Source organism: Myxococcus sp. CA051A (assembly GCF_013336705.1).
GTDB lineage: Bacteria > Myxococcota > Myxococcia > Myxococcales > Myxococcaceae > Myxococcus > Myxococcus llanfairpwllgwyngyllgogerychwyrndrobwllllantysiliogogogochensis.
Genome location: NZ_JABUMS010000013.1, coordinates 63,051 through 77,948, shown reverse-complemented (window position 1 = coordinate 77,948; position 14,898 = coordinate 63,051). Strand labels below are relative to the sequence as shown.

The following is a 14,898-nucleotide window of genomic DNA, read 5'->3' as shown; positions in this document are numbered from 1 at the left end:
GTCCCGTGGCTTGAATCGCCCGCCTTTCCGACCCGGCCGCCCCGAGCGGCCCTGGAGATCGTTGCCCATGTCTCACGTCCTGCTGGCGGCGCTGCTCGTCGCTTCCTCCACGGCCACCGCCCAGGTGCCGGCTGGGGGCACGCCTCCGCCCGCGCCCGCGGAGGCCGCGCCCGCCCCCGCCCCCGCCGAGCCGCCGGTTGTCGCTCCCGCGGCGCCCGCCGCCGTGCAGCCCCCCGCCGCCGAGGGCGAGTCCGTTACCCGTGACGACCTGGAGGCCACCAAGCAGGAGCTGCGCGGAGAGATTCGCGCGGAGGCCGCCAAGCAGTCCCTCAACGGCGAGGAGTGGAGCGAGGAGTACCCGGAGGAGAAGCGCAAGCTGGAGGTCTTCACGCTCGACGGCTACTTCCGCCTGCGCCCCACGCTCTTCTACAAGTTCGACCTGGGCAGGGTCCCCGTCCCCAACCAGGATATCTTCCCCGCCGTGTCGGGCCGCCGGGGCGAGAACACCCAGTCCTTCGCGACCATGCGCCTGCGCCTGGACCCCACGTTCAACGTGTCCGAGCAGGTGAAGATCAAGCTCCAGGTGGACGGCCTGGACAACGTGGTGATGGGCTCCACGCCGGACTCGCTCTACCCGGGCGACCAGCGCAACGTGTTCACCATCTTCTCCGAGGACCAGGAGTCGCTGGGCGACACGCTGTCGGACTCCATCAAGCTGCGCCGCGCCTATGGCGAGGTGAACACGCCGGTGGGCATCCTGCGCTTCGGTCGCATGGGCAGCCAATGGGGTCTGGGCATGCTGCGCAACGACGGCAACTGCTTCGACTGCGACTACGGCGACACGGTGGACCGCATCCAGTTCGTCACCGAGCCCTTCGCGGGCTGGTACGTGACGCCCATGCTGGACTTCAACTCCGAGGGCTCGCAGTACCGGGGCGGCGCCCAGGGTGAGCCGGTGGACCTGACGCAGGCCGATGACGCCCACAGCTGGGTGCTGGCCATCGCCCGCCGGGACACGGATGCGCAGATCCGCTCCAAGCTGGACAACAACCAGGGCGTGCTCCAGTACGGCCTGCACTTCGCGTGGCGTACGCAGAACTACGACAACGTGAAGGACGCCAACAACCAGCCCACGGGCGCCTTCATCCCCCGCGATGCCTCGCTGTACATCCCGGACCTGTGGCTGCGCTACGAGGAGCGCAACTGGCGCCTGGAGTTCGAACTGGCGGCGGTGCTCGGCACCATCGGCAACCGCGCGCTCGCGGCGAATCAGACGACGTTCGACCAGAGCCTGCGCGTCGCGCAGTTCGGCGGCGTGGCCCAGGGCGAGGTGAAGGTGGCGGACAACAAGCTGACGCTGGGGCTGGAGCTGGGCTTCGCCTCTGGTGACAAGGCGCCGGGCTTCGGCAACTACCCGGGGCGTAAAGGCTCGGGCACCAACGACTACACCAACCCGGGTGACGTGGAAGGTCCTCAGTACCGCTGCGACGGCGGCGGCTGCTCCGACTCCGCCATCCGCAACTTCCGCTTCAACCGCGACTACCGCATCGACCTCATCCTCTGGCGCGAGCTGATTGGCGGCGTCACCGACGCGTTCTACGTGCGCCCGTCCGTGAAGTACGCGGTGGCGCCGGGCATCGACCTGTATGGCCGCCTCATCTACTCGCAGGCGCTCTACGCGGAGTCGACGCCGTCCTTCACCAGCAAGTCGCTGGGCGTGGAGGTGAACGCGGGCGTGGACTACACCACCGAGGACGGCTTCCTCGCGGGTATCGCCTACGGCATCCTCTTCCCCATGGGCGGTCTGCAGGCCTACACGGATGCCCTGAAGGCGGATCTTGAGACGCCGCACAGCATCCGCGGCTGGCTGGGCGTGAAGTTCTAGCCATGAAGCGCGCCCTCACGTCGCTCGGGGTCGCCACCGTCCTGGTGTTGGGGATGGTGGCGTGCGGCATCAAGGGTCCGGCCAAGCCGCCTCTGGCGGCGCCGGTGCCGGCGACGGAGACCCCTCCGCCGCCGTCGGACACCGCGCCCGTAAGCGTGGAGTCCTCGGGGCCGTCGATTACTCCGACGACGGACGGCGGGGTCCTGACCCCCACCACCATCGTCGACGCTGGGACACCGTGAGCTCCTTTCCGTATCGCAAGGGCGTACTGCACGCGGAGGCGGTGCCGCTGCCCGCCATCGCCGACGCGGTGGGCACGCCCACCTATGTCTATTCCACCGCCGCGCTGACCCAGCACTTCCGCGCGGTGACGGACGCGTTCGCCGACGCACGGCCCCTGGTCTGCTACTCGGTGAAGGCCAACTCCAACCTCGCCATCCTCCGGCTGTTCGCGGGGCTGGGCGGGGGCTTCGACATCGTCTCCGGCGGCGAGCTGGCCCGGGTGCGGCACGCTGGCGGCGAGGCGGCGAAGACGGTGTTCGCGGGCGTGGGCAAGACGCCGGAGGAGATGGAGGCCGCGCTCGCCGCCGGAATCCTCCTCTTCAACGTGGAGAGCGCCGAGGAGCTGGAGGCGCTGGACGCCGTGGGCCGTCGCCTGGGACGCCGCGCGCCGTTCGCGTTGCGCGTCAACCCGGAGGTGGACCCGCGCACGCACCGCTACATCGCCACCGGGTTGAAGACGTCCAAGTTCGGCGTCCCCTTCGAGGAGGCGGTGGACCTCTACGCGCGCTCGAAGAAGATGAAGGGCGTGCGGGCCGCGGGCCTGGACTGCCACATCGGCTCGCAGCTCACCCAGAGCTCGCCCCTGCGCGCGGCGCTCACCAAGGTGGCGGGGCTGTACCAGGCGCTGAAGGCCCAGAAGCACGCGCTGGAGTACCTGGACGTGGGCGGGGGCCTGGGAATCACCTACTCGGACGAGACGCCTCCCTCGGCGGCGGAGTACGCGCGCGTCGTGCTGGACGCGACCAAGGATACCGGCGCGCGGCTGGTGCTGGAGCCGGGACGTTCGCTGGTGGGCAACGCGGGGGTGCTGCTCACGCGCGTGCTCTACCGCAAACAGACGCCCGCCAAACGCTTCGCCGTGGTGGACGCGGGCATGAACGATTTGCTCCGTCCGGCGCTCTACGAAGCCCACCACGCCTTCGTTCCGCTCCTGAAGCGGCGGGGCAAGGCGGTGGAGGTGGACGTCGTGGGGCCGGTGTGTGAGTCCACCGACGTGCTGGCCAGGGCCCGTCCCCTGGTCCTCCCCCAGCCGGGCGAGCTGTATGCCTTCCTCAGCGCCGGGGCTTACGGGATGAGCATGGCTTCTAACTACAATTCCCGTCCCCGCCCGGCCGAGGTGCTGGTGGACGCAGAGGCGTGGCGGGTGGTGAGGGAGCGCGAGCGCACCGAGGATCTCTGGCGCGGCGAGCGGGCCTGAACATATAAGCGCCGGAATGAAGACCTTCGAAGGTTCCATGACGGCGCTCGCGACTCCGTTCCGGAACGGCGCGCTCGACGAGTCGGCTTACCGGGCGCTGGTGCGCCAGCAGATTGAAGGCGGCACCAGCGTGCTCGTGCCCATGGGCACCACGGGCGAATCCGTCACCATGTCGGCCGATGAGCAGGCCCGCGCGGTGCGTGTGGTGGTGGAGGAGGCGAAAGGCCGCGTGCAGGTGCTGGGCGGCGCCGGCTCCAACAACACCGCGGAGGTGATTGCGAGCGTGGGGCGCGTGCGCGACGCGGGAGCGGATGGCTCGCTCATCGTCACGCCGTACTACAACAGGCCCACGCAGGCGGGGCTGGTGGAGCACTTCCGCGCGGTGGCTCGCGCGCATCCGGGCTTCCCGATTGTCGCCTACAACGTCCCGGGCCGCACGGGCGTGGACCTGCTGCCGGAGACGGTGCAGCGGCTGTGCGACTTCCCGGAAGTGGTCGCCATCAAGGAGGCCACCGGCAACATGGCCCGGGCGGTGGACATCCTGGAGAAGTGCGGAGACCGGCTGACGCTCCTGTCCGGCGACGACTTCACCGTGCTGCCCTTCATCGCGTGCGGTGGCAAGGGCGTCATCTCCGTGTCCTCCAACGTCGCGCCCCGGCTGATGGCGGACCTGGTGGCCGCGGGTCGCGCGGGTGACTTCGCCAAGGCGCGTGAGCTGCAGGTGAAGATGAACAACCTGCACCGGCTGCTCTTCGTGGAGTCCAGCCCCATCCCCGTGAAGTGGGGGTTGCACCTGTTGGGCCTCTTCGGGCCGGAAGTCCGCCTGCCGCTGGTGCCGATGACCGCGCCCAACGCGGAGAAGCTCGGCGACGAGCTGCGACTGCTGGGCCTGCTGAAGCACTGAGCGCCACGACACGACACCGAGGAGCGCGGCCACATGATTCGCACCGTCATCACCGGCATCACCGGTCGCATGGGCAGCACGTTGCTGCGTCTGACGCGTGACGCGGAGGACCTCCAGGTGGTGGGCGCCACGGAGCGGCCGGGCAGCGCCGCGGTGGGCCTGGACGCGGGCCTGGCCGCCCGGCTGGGCGCGCTGGAGGTTCAGGTGGTGGATGACCTGGCCCGCGCGCTCGACACGGCGACGGCGGACGTCGTCATCGACTTCACCAGCGCCGAGGTGAGCGTGGCCCACGCGAAGATGTGCGCGGCGCGCGGCGTGGCCTTCGTGTGCGGCTCCACGGGCTTCTCGCCGGAGGCCACGGCGCTCTTGGTGGAGAGCGCGAAGGCGATTCCCATCGTCGCGGCGCCGAACATGTCCGTGGGCGTCAACGTGGTCATCCGCGTGGCCGCGGAGCTGGCGCGGGTGCTGGGACCTGGCTTCGACGTGGAGGTCCTGGAGGCGCACCACCGGATGAAGAAGGACGCGCCCAGCGGCACCGCGCTGCGGCTGGCGGAAGTGCTCGCCTCCGCGCTGGGGCGCACGCAGGACGACCTGGCGTTCGCCCGTCACGGACAGATTGGGGCTCGGCCCCCCAGCGAGATTGGCGTGCAGACGTTGCGGGGCGGGGATGTGGTGGGCGAGCACACCGTGTACTTCTTCGGTGAGGGCGAGCGCATCGAGCTGACGCATCGGGCCACCAGCCGAGACCAGTTCGGCCTGGGAGCGCTGCGCGCGGCGCGCTGGGTGGTGGGCCGCCCTCCGGGGCTGTATGACATGGCCGACGTACTCGGCTTCCAGAGGACTTCATGACGACCGCCCGCTACTGCCGCTTCCTCCACGAAGGCCGTGCGAACCATGGCCGCGTCGAGGGCTCCGAGGTGGTGGTGCTCTCCTCGGCCCCCTGGGTGGGCGGGGTCAAGGACACGGGCATCCGCCGTTCGCTGTCGGCGGTGACGCTGCTGGTTCCCTCGGACGCGTCGAAGGTCGTCTGCATCGGTCAGAACTACCGCAAGCACGCGGAGGAGATGGGCAAGCCCGTCCCCACCGAGCCGCTCATCTTCACCAAGCCCTCCACCGCGCTCAATGGCCCGGGCTCGCCCATCCGCATCCCCAAGGCGAGCCAGGAAGTGCACTACGAGGCGGAGCTGGCGCTCGTCATCGGCGAGCGGCTGAAGAACGCGGACGAGACGACGGCCGCGCGCGCCATCTGGGGCCTGACGTGCTTCAACGACGTCACCGCGCGCGACATCCAGAAGCGTGAGACGCAGCACACCCGCGCCAAGGGCTACGACACCTTCGCGTGCGCGGGCCCGTGGGCGGTGACGGGGCTGTCCCCGTCGGACCTCCAGATTTCCTGCCGGGTGAACGGGCAGGTGCGCCAGGACAGCCGCACGTCGGACATGGTGTTCAGCCCCGCTCGCCTGGTGGCGTTCATCTCCCACATCATGACGCTGCTGCCGGGGGACCTCATCAGCACTGGCACGCCGTCGGGGGTAGGGAAGCTGTCGGCCGGCGACTCGGTCGAGGTCGAAATCGAGGGAATCGGGACGCTGCTCAATCCAGTTGAGATGGAGCCGTGAGCACCATCATCTATGTCGGGTTGGGCTCGAACGAGGGGGACCGCGAATCCCACCTCGTCGCCGCTCTCACCGCGCTGTCCCGCATCGATGCGGTGGCCGTGCTTCGTTGTTCCTCACTCTTCGACAGCGCCCCGGTGGGGCCGCCGCAGCCGCGCTATCTGAACGCGGTGGTGGCGTTGGACTGCGATTTGTCGCCGCAGCGGCTGCTGGTCATCCTTCAGCAGATTGAAAAGGACCTGGGGCGGCGGCGCGAGCAGCGTTGGGGCCCGCGCACCATCGACCTGGACATCCTCTTCTGCGAGGGCCAGGTGGTGGCCGACCCTCACCTTCAGGTTCCCCATCTGGAATTGCACAAGCGTCGCTTCGCCCTGGAGCCGTTGGCGGAGCTGTCGCCTGCCTTGCAGCACCCCGTGCTGGGAATGACGGTGAAGGAGCTCCTCGGGAAACTCGCCCCGCAGGATGTCCGCAGGAGTGAGGCCACCGCGTGGCCCGAAGCGAGCCTGCCGAGCAACGAGACATGAACCTTTCCCTGGCCCTGGCCACCGCGGCGCTGCTCGCCGCCGAGCCTTCCCCGTTGCCCCCTGGTCACCCGCCCGTCCCTCCGGGGACCCAGGTGTCGCCCGCGAAGCCGTCCGCTCCCTCGGGAGGCGCGCTTCCCGAAGGCCATCCCGCCGTGGAAGGTGGCGCGTCGCCCACCGCGGCGCCCACGGGCGAGCTGCCCTCGGGTCATCCTCCGTTGTCCGGCACCGGCAAGGCGCCGCCGTCCGCGGAGGAGCTGCTGCGACAGCTCGACTCGACGGAGGGGCTGCAGGGGCGGGAGAAGACCTTTGAAATCGCGGCGTCGCTGGGGCGCCTGTACTACCTGAACGGCCGCAATGCGGAGGCGGGCACGTACCTGCTCCAGGCGGACGAGCGCGCGAAGCCGGTGCGCGACGTGTTCCTCGCGCAGCGCAAGAAGCTGGGCAAGGCGGCGCTGGCCACGGCGGAGGCGGCGGGCTGTGGCTTCACGCCCGGGCAGGCGCTGGAGGCGATGGGCGCGGTGGCTCAGGAGCGCGCGAAGAAGGGCGACGTGGCGGGCGCCGCGGCGTGTGCTCGCGCGGCGCTGGAGCCCGCGCTAGAGACGGGCGTGATGCGCGCCAATGCGCTCTTCCTGTCGGGCAACGCGGCGGGCGCGCTGGTGGCGTACGGCACGGTGCTGGAGGTGGAGCCCCGGCACGAAGAGGCGCTCTACGGGCGCTCGGCGGTGTTGTTCGAGACGAAGGGCGAGGACCTGACGGCGCTGAAGCAGGCGCGCGAGGGCTTCGAGGCGGTGCAGGCGATGAATCCGGCCTCCTCGCGCGCCGCGGCTGCGAAGCGGCTGGTGACGCTGGTGGATGAGACGGTGAAGGCGGGGGGCCGGGCGAAGCTGCTCGCGTCGCGTGCCGAGGACCGTCGCATCCGGTTGGCGCAGGCTCCGGCGGCGCAGGGGCCGGACGCGCCGCGCCCGCTGACGCGGGAGATGGTGGACGCGGTGCAGAACACCGAGCGCACGCCGGAGCTGGAGCAGGGCCTGGCGAAGCTGGTGGACGAGGGCGAGGAGCACCTGTCGAAGGGGCGCTTCCAGGAAGCGCTCGGCAACTACACGCGCGTGGTGCCCTTCCAGCCGGAGAATGGCCGCGCGAAGGCGGGCATGGCCTGGGCGCTGACGGGCCTGGGCCGTCCCATGGCCGCGCGCGTGTGGGGCGTGGCGGTGCAGACGGACCCGGCGTCGGTGGAGAAGCTGGGCGACACCCTCAAGGCCAAGGGCGACGACAAGGGCGCCAAGGCCCTGTGGGAGAAGCTGGCCACGGACGCGCCGGACTACGCCAACAAGGCGGGGCTCCAGGCGAAGCTCACGCAGTAGGTGCCACATCGAGCACGGGCGTCACGCGACGCCCGATGCTCAGAGTCCCCCGTCTGCTCCGTGGCACGCCATCGAGTCCGGCGCGCGGGAGCCTCCGTCGGAGTGAGCCACCCGGAAGCAGCCACGCGCCGCCCGAGTGCTCAGACGAACTTCGCGGCGAGCAGGTCCTGCACGTCGAGCAGGCCCACGGCGCGGCCCTCGACGTCGACCACGGGGAGCTGGTCCACGCGCAGCTCGCGCATCTGCGCGGTGGCGGCGATGACCAGGGTGTCCGGCGTCACGCACCGCGGCTGCTTCCCCATGATGTCGCGCACGGGGATGTCGAAGTCGGTGAGGCCCTGCTCCACGCGGCGGCGCAAGTCGCCGTCCGTGAAGATGCCCACCAGCCGTCCCCTTCGGTCCACCACGCACGCGGCGCCTGGACGTCCCGGCGTCTTCGTCATCACCCCGACGACCTCAGACAGCGGGGCGATGTCGCGCACCAGCGGGTTGGCCGGGCCGGTGCGCATCAGCTCGAAGACGCGCTGCACGGAGCGGCCCAGCTTCCCACCGGGATGCAGGAGCGCGTATTCATCCGTGCCGAAGGGGCGCGAGCGCATCACCGCCATGGTGAGCGCGTCGCCCAAGGCGTGCAGCGCGGCGGTGGACGCGGTGGGCACCATGCCCATGGGGCACGCCTCCGCGATGCGGCCGATGTCCAGCACCACGTCCGAGCCCTTCGCCAGCGGACTCTGAGCATCCCCCGTCAGCGCGATGACCGGCGTGGCCATGCGCTTGAAAGCGGGCATCAGTCGCAGCAGCTCCTCGGTGGAGCCGCTGTTGGACAGGGCGAGGATGACGTCTCCGCGCGCCACGCGGCCCAGGTCTCCATGCACGGCCTCCGCGGGGTGCAGGAAGACGGAGCGGATGCCGGTGGAGGCCAGCGTGGCGGAGAGCTTCTGGCCGATGTGGCCCGCCTTGCCCATGCCCGTGACAATCACCTGGCCCGCGCACGCGCGCACCAGCCGCACGGCCTTGAGGAAGGGCGCGCCCAGCCGCGTCGTCACGCCGAGGATGGCGTTCGCCTCCGCCTCCAGCACATCGCGTGCGCATGCGAGCAGCGCCTCGTCGTCCGGCTCGGGCTCGGACGAAGGGGCTGGCGTGGAGCGGCCGGGGAGGGCGCGCAGACGGGGCTTCTTGACGGCGGAGCGAGGGGAGCGGGCCATGGCGTCGGCTTCGCCTTGTACCTGCCGGACACCACCGTGGCCACCCTTGACGCGTGGGGGGGCATCGGTTACGCGCCTGCTCGCCCGGCCCCCCAGGCCGATTCCTTTTCCAGCCCTTCACCGGGCCACCCAGGAGAGTGACGAGATGAAGTTCTTCATCGACAGCGCGGACGTCGAGGAAATCCGCAAGGCCCACGCCATGGGCTGCGTGGACGGCGTCACCACGAACCCGTCCCTGTTGGCCAAGGTCGGCCGCGGGCTGGAAGAGACCATCCGGGAGATCTGCTCCATCGTCGACGGCCCCATCAGCGCGGAGGCCGTGTCCCTGGACGCCGACGGGCTCATCGCCGAGGGCCGCGTGCTGGCGAAGATTCACGACAACGTCGTCGTGAAGATTCCCATGGGCGTCGAGGGCGTGAAGGCCGTCAAGGCGCTGACCGCCGAGGGCATCCGCACCAACGTCACCCTCATCTTCTCCGCCAACCAGGCCCTGCTGTGCGCCAAGGCCGGCGCCACCTACGTGTCGCCCTTCGTCGGACGGCTGGACGACATCTCCCAGGACGGCATGGAGCTCATCTCCAACATCTTGGAGATCTACCAGAACTACGATTTCGACACGCAGGTGCTGGTCGCCAGCGTGCGCAACCCCGTGCACGTGCTCCAGTCCGCCCGCATGGGCGCGCATGTCGCCACGCTGCCCTACAGCGTCATCACCCAGCTGGCGAACCACCCGCTCACCGACGCGGGCATCAAGAAGTTCCTCGCGGATTGGGAAAAGGTCCCCAAGGCGAAGAAGTAGACGCACCCTGGGTCCCCGGAGGGCCTTCGTGGCCCCCGGGGTGTCGCCCGCCCCCCTGGGCTCCACTTTCCCAGGCGGGTTGGGCTGGAGATTTCGCGGCGCGGCATGTATTCGTTGACTTCCGAATCAACACGTCGACGCACCCCGAGGAATCTCATGGAATTCCAGCTCACCGAGGACCAGCGCGCGCTCCAGCAGGCGGCGCGCAAGTATGCCCGCGAGGTGGTTCGCCCCAAGGCGGCGCACTACGACGAGACGGCCACCTTCCCCCGGGACCTTCTCGCCACGGCCTTCGAGCTGGGCCTGCTCAACATGGCTGCCCCCGCGGAGTACGGCGGCGTGGGCCTGTCGCACCTGGACCAGACGATTGTCGCGGAGGAGCTGAGCTGGGGCTGTGCGGGCGTGGCCACGTCCATCATCGCCAACGACCTGGCCAACCTCCCCATCATCCTCCACGGCTCCGAGGACCAGAAGAAGCGCCTGCTGAGCCACTTCGCCGAGCGGCTGAAGTTCTCCTCCTTCTGTCTCACCGAGCCGGAGGCCGGCAGCGACGTCGCCAACATGCAGACGACGGCGCGCCGCGAGGGTGACGAGTACGTCATCAACGGCGCCAAGTGCTTCATCACCAACGGTGGCCACGCCGAGCAGTACACGGTGTTCGCCACGGTGGACAAGACGAAGAAGCACAAGGGCATCACCTGCTTCGTCGTGGAAGGTCGCCCCGCGGGGCTGACCGTCAGCAAGCACGAGAACAAGATGGGCCAGCGCGCCAGCGACACCGTGTCGCTGACGTTCGAGGACGTGCGCGTCCCGGTGAAGAACCGCATCGGTGAAGAGGGCCAGGGCTTCGCCATCGCCATGGCGACCCTGGACAACAGCCGCCCGCTCACCGCCATGTTCTCCGTGGGCATCGCCCGCGCCGCGCTCGAGCACTCCATGGAGTACGCCTCGCAGCGCAAGACGTTCGGCAAGCCCATCATCGAGCACCAGGCCATCCAGTTCATGATCGCCGACATGGCCATGAACACCCACGCGGCCCGCATGCTCACCTACGAGAGCGCGTGGCTGTTGGACCAGGGTCAGCGCAACACCCTGCAGTCCAGCTATGCCAAGTCCTTCGCCGCGGACATGGCCATGAAGGTCGCCACCGACGCGGTCCAGGTCTACGGCGGCTACGGCTACATCAAGGAGTACCCCGTCGAGAAGCTGATGAGAGACGCCAAGCTCATCCAGGTCTACGAGGGCACCAGTCAGGTCCAGCGGCTCGTCATCGCGAAGGAACTGTTCAGGTAGAAAAGCAGAACTGTGTCCGGCGGCCGTTTCCCATTGCCGCCGTGACACCCGGATGCCTATTAACCCAGACCGTTCGCGCGTCGCGTCAATGCGGACCGCACGGACTGTTTTCCAGCCTTCATAAACGCCTCCCGCAAGGAGAAGCCCAGCCGTGAAGATCCTCGTCACCGCCAAGCGCGTGGAAGACCCCGAGTCCAAAATCAAGGTGAAGCCCGACGGCTCGGGCATCGTGCAGGAGGGGCTCAAGTACAAGATCAACCCCTTCGACGAGATTGGCGTGGAGGAAGGTCTCCGGCTCGTCGCCAAGCACCAGGGTGAAGTGGTGGTGGTGTCCATCGGTGGCAAGGAAGTGCAGGAGCAGCTCCGGCACGCCCTGGCCATGGGGGCTCACCGCGCCGTGTGGGTGAACCACACGGGCCCGTTGGACCAGTTCGGCATCGCCGCCCTGCTCCAGAAGGTGACGGAGAAGGAGAAGCCGGACCTCGTCATCCTGGGCAAGCAGTCCATCGACGACGACCAGAACCAGGTGGGCCAGTACCTGGCCGAGTTCCTGGGCTGGGGTCAGGCCACGTTCGCCTCCAAGGTGGAGTCGATGGAGAGCGAGCAGGAGAAGAACAAGGTCCCCGCCGTGACGCTGACCGCGGACGGCAAGGCCGTGCGAGTGATTCGCGAGGTCGACAACGGGCTGGCGACGCTGGAGTGCCAGCTGCCCGCCGTCGTGACGACGGACCTGCGCCTCAACACGCCGCGCTACGCCAGCCTCCCGGGCATCATGAAGGCGAAGAGCAAGCCCATCGAGGAGCTGACGCCGGAGAAGCTGGGCGTGGATGTCGCCCCGAAGATCCAGATCGTGAAGCTTTCGTCCCCGCCCGCGCGCAAGGCCGGCATCAAGGTGCCGGACGTGGCCACGCTGGTGGACAAGCTGCGCAACGAGGCGAAGGTCGTCTAACCCTCTCGGAAGATACGGAGACACTCCCATGCCAATCGTTCTCATCGTCGCCGAGCAGCAGCCGGACGGGCACCTTCGCAAGGCCTCTCTCAACGCCATCACCGCGGGCAAGCAGCTGGCCGACAAGGCCGGCGCGGAGCTGCACATCGCCCTCATCGGCAAGGACCCCGCGAAGGTCGCCGACGAACTCAAGGGCACCGGCGCCAAGGCCGTCCATGTGGGCGCCGCCGCGGAGCTGGAGCACTACCTCGCGGAGACCTACGCCCCCGTTCTCGCCACGCTCGCCACCGAGCTGAAGGCGGACTACGTGGGCATGGCGTCCACCGCCCAGGGTAAGGACCTGCTGCCCCGCCTCGCCGCGCGTCTGAAGGCCGCCATGGCCACGGACATCACCGGCCTGAACGGCTCGGGCGCGGACATCACCTTCAACCGTCCCATGTGGGCCGGCAACGTGTTCGCCGAGGTGAAGCTCACCACGCCGGTGAAGGTGTTCACCGTGCGCGCCACGGAGTTCGCCGCCGCCGGTACGGGCGAGGGCGCCGCCGAGGTGAAGGCCTTCGCGCCGAAGGTCGAAGCGTCGAAGACCAAGTTCGTCGAGTTCAAGGAAGTGAAGAGCGCTCGCCCGGAGCTGACCGAGGCGCGCGTCGTCATCTCCGGTGGCCGTGGCACCAAGGGCGACTTCAAGGAGATTGAAGCGCTGGCGGACGAACTGGGCGCCGCGGTGGGCGCGTCCCGCGCGGTGTGTGACGCGGGTTGGGTTCCCAACGACCTGCAGGTCGGCCAGACGGGCAAGGTGGTCGCTCCGTCGCTGTACATCGCCGCGGGCATCAGCGGCGCCATCCAGCACCTGGCGGGCATGAAGAGCTCGAAGACCATCGTCGCCATCAACAAGGACGCCGAGGCTCCCATCTTCCAGGTGGCCGACTACGGCATCGTCGCGGACCTCTTCAAGGTCCTCCCCGAGCTGCGCACGGAGCTGCACAAGCTGAAGTAGCACTCCGGCCCGCAAGGGGCTCAAGACGAGGGGCGACGTGGGGCAGTGTCCCCGCGCCGCCCCTTCGTCGTTTCTGGTGTTCGCGCCTACAGCTCGATGTCGCTGTCGCGTCCGCGCTCCGGGGCGTCCTCGTCTCCAGCGGGCGGCTCCGTTGGAGGTGGCAGGGGCGCCTCTTCCGCCCCTTCGTCCTCGGGGAACGCGTCGGGCGCTTGGGGTGCGTCGTCGCGCAGGTCGATGCGCGTGCCGTCCTCCAGCTCCACCGCGAGGGTGTCGTACCGCCACTCGCCCTCGCCCTGCTTCTTGGCGTCGACGTGCAGCATGCCGTCCGCCTGGGGCCCGTCGAGGGGAATGGCCAGCCGCGCGTGCGTCACGCCGTTGACGGTCCGCACCGACGTCTGCTTGGGCAGTCCGTTGTCGATGGGCGAGCCCAGCGCGGTGCGCACCTCCGCGTCGGAGCGGGCAATGGCCACCGCCTCCGTGAAGGCGTCCATGTTCTTCAACGACGAGTAGCCGAGCCCCACGAGCGCGAAGCCCAGGCAGCCGCACGAGGCCAGCACGCCCAGGCAGCCCACCGGCACGAACCACTTCCAGTTGCGGCTCCACCACCCCTGCTGTGGCACCAGCGAGCCCTCGGGCGTCGCGTCCATGACCTCACTCCTCCTTGAGCCACCTCCCGGCGGGGCGGCGCTCCTCTCTTAGCGAGCCCGGAGCGCGCGGGATAGGGCCCCGGGTTCCAGTCGCCTCGCGTCGGTTGGTCTGGGAGAGGGGAGCGGGTAGATTCCGGCGGACGAGCGACAGGGGAAGGCTCGTGTGGGGCCGGACTTCCCTGGAGGTGGCGCGTGCCGCCGCGGAAGACGCCGTCCACCGAGGTGCTGCTGGACGTGCTGGAGGCGCTGCCTCCGGGCCAGAAGCTCTGGGTGCGAGGTGTAAGCCAGGACCTGTATCCCCTGCTGCGCGTCGGTGACGCGGTGAGGGTGCTGCGCTGTGGGCCTGGCGCGACGTCGCGCGGGGACGTGGTGCTGGTGCGTCAGGCGCGGATGCTGACGGCGCGGGTGGTGGTGTCCACCCGTCCGTGGCGGACGGCCACGTTGCTGGGGGCGGAGGAGCGCTCGGGTGGGGAAGTGCTCGGCCGGGTGGTGGCGCTGCGGCGTGGCCGGTGGCGGGTGCCGTTGCCCAGGCCCTTCCGACCGGCGCTCTGGGTGGCCCAGCGGACCCTGGCGACCGCGTGGGCGAGGCCCGAGACCCGGCTAGTCTATCGGGGTGTGAGGGACTTCTTCTTCTCCGGCTGGTCGAAACCGCTGCGGCGCCACCTGGTGGGGCCGCTGGCGGTCCGACTGCTGCGGGCGGAGGACCAGGACGCCCTGCTCCTCTTCGCGAGCGAGCGACTGGTGGTGTCCGCCAGCTTCCTGCGCCGACAGCTTCGCGAGCGTTGGGGGCTGGAGGACTCCGAGCGCCGGGGCGCGGCGGCGGGTGCGCTGGACGCGAAGGGGAGGCTTCACGGCTTCGCCTGGGTGGACTCGTATCGGCAGGAGGGGTTGCCGCTGGAGGGCGTCTGGGTGCGTTCGCTGGTGGTGGCGCCTCAGGCCCGGCGGATGGGCGTGGCCACGCAGCTGTTGGCCTGCCTGCTGGTGGAGGCACACCGACAAGGGGAGCCGAGCGTCCAGGCGGATGTGGACGAAGACAACGCCGCGTCGCTGCGAACGTTCGAGAGGGTGGGCTTTCGTCGGTCATCGGACGCACTGACCCGGCGGACGAACGAGGCCTGGGACGCCGCGGGGCGCTCCAAGCGATTGGTGGTCCTGGAGCGGGACTCCGGGCGCTGAAGTCGCCGGGGTTGCGTGAGGGCTCGCGGTGAGTCAAAAGCACCCGCGCCGCGCCTTCGCGTCGT

Annotated in this window: 15 protein-coding genes; 13 read left to right on the top strand and 2 right to left on the bottom strand. The window is 69.6% G+C overall.

Annotation, left to right across the window (positions count from 1 at the left end):
• The first annotated feature begins 67 nt into the window (after positions 1-67).
• Genes HUA74_RS31790 through HUA74_RS31755 form a run of 8 tightly spaced genes read left to right on the top strand, consistent with a single transcriptional unit; the run spans position 68 to position 7,770 of the window.
• Positions 68-1,885, top strand: coding sequence for a TIGR04551 family protein (locus HUA74_RS31790; RefSeq protein WP_254625331.1), 1,818 nt, complete (start codon positions 68-70; stop codon positions 1,883-1,885).
• Between the two features lie 2 nt (positions 1,886-1,887).
• Positions 1,888-2,127, top strand: coding sequence for a hypothetical protein (locus tag HUA74_RS31785; protein WP_246137320.1), 240 nt, complete (start codon positions 1,888-1,890; stop codon positions 2,125-2,127).
• Positions 2,124-3,365 carry a diaminopimelate decarboxylase gene (gene lysA, locus HUA74_RS31780; protein WP_141644308.1) on the top strand — a complete coding sequence of 414 codons (1,242 nt, stop codon included), beginning with the start codon at positions 2,124-2,126 and terminating at the stop codon, positions 3,363-3,365. The genes HUA74_RS31785 and lysA overlap by 4 nt, the downstream gene beginning before the upstream one ends.
• Positions 3,366-3,381: 16 nt before the next feature.
• On the top strand, positions 3,382-4,269 hold the full coding sequence (gene dapA, locus HUA74_RS31775; RefSeq protein WP_141644307.1) for a 4-hydroxy-tetrahydrodipicolinate synthase: 888 nt from the start codon (positions 3,382-3,384) through the stop codon (positions 4,267-4,269).
• Between the two features lie 33 nt (positions 4,270-4,302).
• A complete protein-coding gene (gene dapB, locus HUA74_RS31770) occupies positions 4,303-5,118 on the top strand; it encodes a 4-hydroxy-tetrahydrodipicolinate reductase (protein ID WP_174457548.1) in 816 nt (271 codons plus the stop codon).
• The gene (locus HUA74_RS31765) at positions 5,115-5,888 is read left to right on the top strand and encodes a fumarylacetoacetate hydrolase family protein (protein ID WP_141644305.1); all 774 of its coding nucleotides are present in this window, start codon (positions 5,115-5,117) and stop codon (positions 5,886-5,888) included. The genes dapB and HUA74_RS31765 overlap by 4 nt, the downstream gene beginning before the upstream one ends.
• Positions 5,885-6,409: a 2-amino-4-hydroxy-6-hydroxymethyldihydropteridine diphosphokinase gene (gene folK / locus HUA74_RS31760; protein ID WP_141644304.1), complete on the top strand. Its 525-nt coding sequence runs from the start codon at positions 5,885-5,887 to the stop codon at positions 6,407-6,409. Before HUA74_RS31765 ends, folK begins: the two co-directional genes overlap by 4 nt.
• Positions 6,406-7,770 carry a hypothetical protein gene (locus HUA74_RS31755; RefSeq protein WP_174457547.1) on the top strand — a complete coding sequence of 455 codons (1,365 nt, stop codon included), beginning with the start codon at positions 6,406-6,408 and terminating at the stop codon, positions 7,768-7,770. Before folK ends, HUA74_RS31755 begins: the two co-directional genes overlap by 4 nt.
• Positions 7,771-7,910: 140 nt before the next feature.
• Here the strand turns inward: HUA74_RS31755 and HUA74_RS31750 are convergent, their stop codons facing one another.
• Positions 7,911-8,975 (bottom strand): SIS domain-containing protein, encoded by a 1,065-nt coding sequence (locus tag HUA74_RS31750; protein WP_174457546.1) that lies wholly within the window; start codon positions 8,973-8,975, stop codon positions 7,911-7,913.
• Positions 8,976-9,120: 145 nt separating this feature from the next.
• On the opposite strand from HUA74_RS31750, the gene fsa reads away from it, so the two are divergent.
• The 4 genes from fsa to HUA74_RS31730 all read left to right on the top strand — a co-directional run bounded on the left by fsa (position 9,121) and on the right by HUA74_RS31730 (position 13,010).
• Positions 9,121-9,774 carry a fructose-6-phosphate aldolase gene (gene fsa, locus HUA74_RS31745; RefSeq protein ID WP_174457545.1) on the top strand — a complete coding sequence of 218 codons (654 nt, stop codon included), beginning with the start codon at positions 9,121-9,123 and terminating at the stop codon, positions 9,772-9,774.
• A 156-nt stretch (positions 9,775-9,930) separates the two neighbouring features.
• The gene (locus HUA74_RS31740; RefSeq protein ID WP_174457544.1) at positions 9,931-11,067 is read left to right on the top strand and encodes an acyl-CoA dehydrogenase family protein; all 1,137 of its coding nucleotides are present in this window, start codon (positions 9,931-9,933) and stop codon (positions 11,065-11,067) included.
• 151 nt (positions 11,068-11,218) lie between these two features.
• Positions 11,219-12,016 carry an electron transfer flavoprotein subunit beta/FixA family protein gene (locus HUA74_RS31735; protein ID WP_141644299.1) on the top strand — a complete coding sequence of 266 codons (798 nt, stop codon included), beginning with the start codon at positions 11,219-11,221 and terminating at the stop codon, positions 12,014-12,016.
• A gap of 28 nt (positions 12,017-12,044) precedes the next feature.
• Positions 12,045-13,010, top strand: coding sequence for an electron transfer flavoprotein subunit alpha/FixB family protein (locus tag HUA74_RS31730; protein ID WP_141644298.1), 966 nt, complete (start codon positions 12,045-12,047; stop codon positions 13,008-13,010).
• A gap of 86 nt (positions 13,011-13,096) precedes the next feature.
• On the opposite strand, the gene HUA74_RS31725 is transcribed toward HUA74_RS31730, so the two are convergent.
• Positions 13,097-13,657: a cytochrome c oxidase assembly factor Coa1 family protein gene (locus tag HUA74_RS31725; RefSeq protein WP_141644297.1), complete on the bottom strand. Its 561-nt coding sequence runs from the start codon at positions 13,655-13,657 to the stop codon at positions 13,097-13,099.
• Positions 13,658-13,849: 192 nt separating this feature from the next.
• Here HUA74_RS31725 and HUA74_RS31720 point away from each other — a divergent pair, with 192 nt between their 5' ends.
• Positions 13,850-14,833 carry a GNAT family N-acetyltransferase gene (locus tag HUA74_RS31720; protein ID WP_174457543.1) on the top strand — a complete coding sequence of 328 codons (984 nt, stop codon included), beginning with the start codon at positions 13,850-13,852 and terminating at the stop codon, positions 14,831-14,833.
• The last annotated feature ends 65 nt before the right edge of the window (positions 14,834-14,898 follow it).

Excerpts from the sequence above, each read along its gene's own strand:
- HUA74_RS31785 (WP_246137320.1), top strand. The coding sequence starts at position 1,888 with ATGAAGCGCGCCCTCACGTCGCTCGGGGTCGCCACCGTCCTGGTGTTG.
- HUA74_RS31730 (WP_141644298.1), top strand. The coding sequence starts at position 12,045 with ATGCCAATCGTTCTCATCGTCGCCGAGCAGCAGCCGGACGGGCACCTT.
- HUA74_RS31790 (WP_254625331.1), top strand. The coding sequence starts at position 68 with ATGTCTCACGTCCTGCTGGCGGCGCTGCTCGTCGCTTCCTCCACGGCC.
- HUA74_RS31755 (WP_174457547.1), top strand. The coding sequence starts at position 6,406 with ATGAACCTTTCCCTGGCCCTGGCCACCGCGGCGCTGCTCGCCGCCGAG.
- HUA74_RS31750 (WP_174457546.1), bottom strand. The coding sequence starts at position 8,975 with ATGGCCCGCTCCCCTCGCTCCGCCGTCAAGAAGCCCCGTCTGCGCGCC.
- HUA74_RS31725 (WP_141644297.1), bottom strand. The coding sequence starts at position 13,657 with ATGGACGCGACGCCCGAGGGCTCGCTGGTGCCACAGCAGGGGTGGTGG.
- fsa (WP_174457545.1), top strand. The coding sequence starts at position 9,121 with ATGAAGTTCTTCATCGACAGCGCGGACGTCGAGGAAATCCGCAAGGCC.
- HUA74_RS31765 (WP_141644305.1), top strand. The coding sequence starts at position 5,115 with ATGACGACCGCCCGCTACTGCCGCTTCCTCCACGAAGGCCGTGCGAAC.
- HUA74_RS31740 (WP_174457544.1), top strand. The coding sequence starts at position 9,931 with ATGGAATTCCAGCTCACCGAGGACCAGCGCGCGCTCCAGCAGGCGGCG.
- dapB (WP_174457548.1), top strand. The coding sequence starts at position 4,303 with ATGATTCGCACCGTCATCACCGGCATCACCGGTCGCATGGGCAGCACG.
- dapA (WP_141644307.1), top strand. The coding sequence starts at position 3,382 with ATGAAGACCTTCGAAGGTTCCATGACGGCGCTCGCGACTCCGTTCCGG.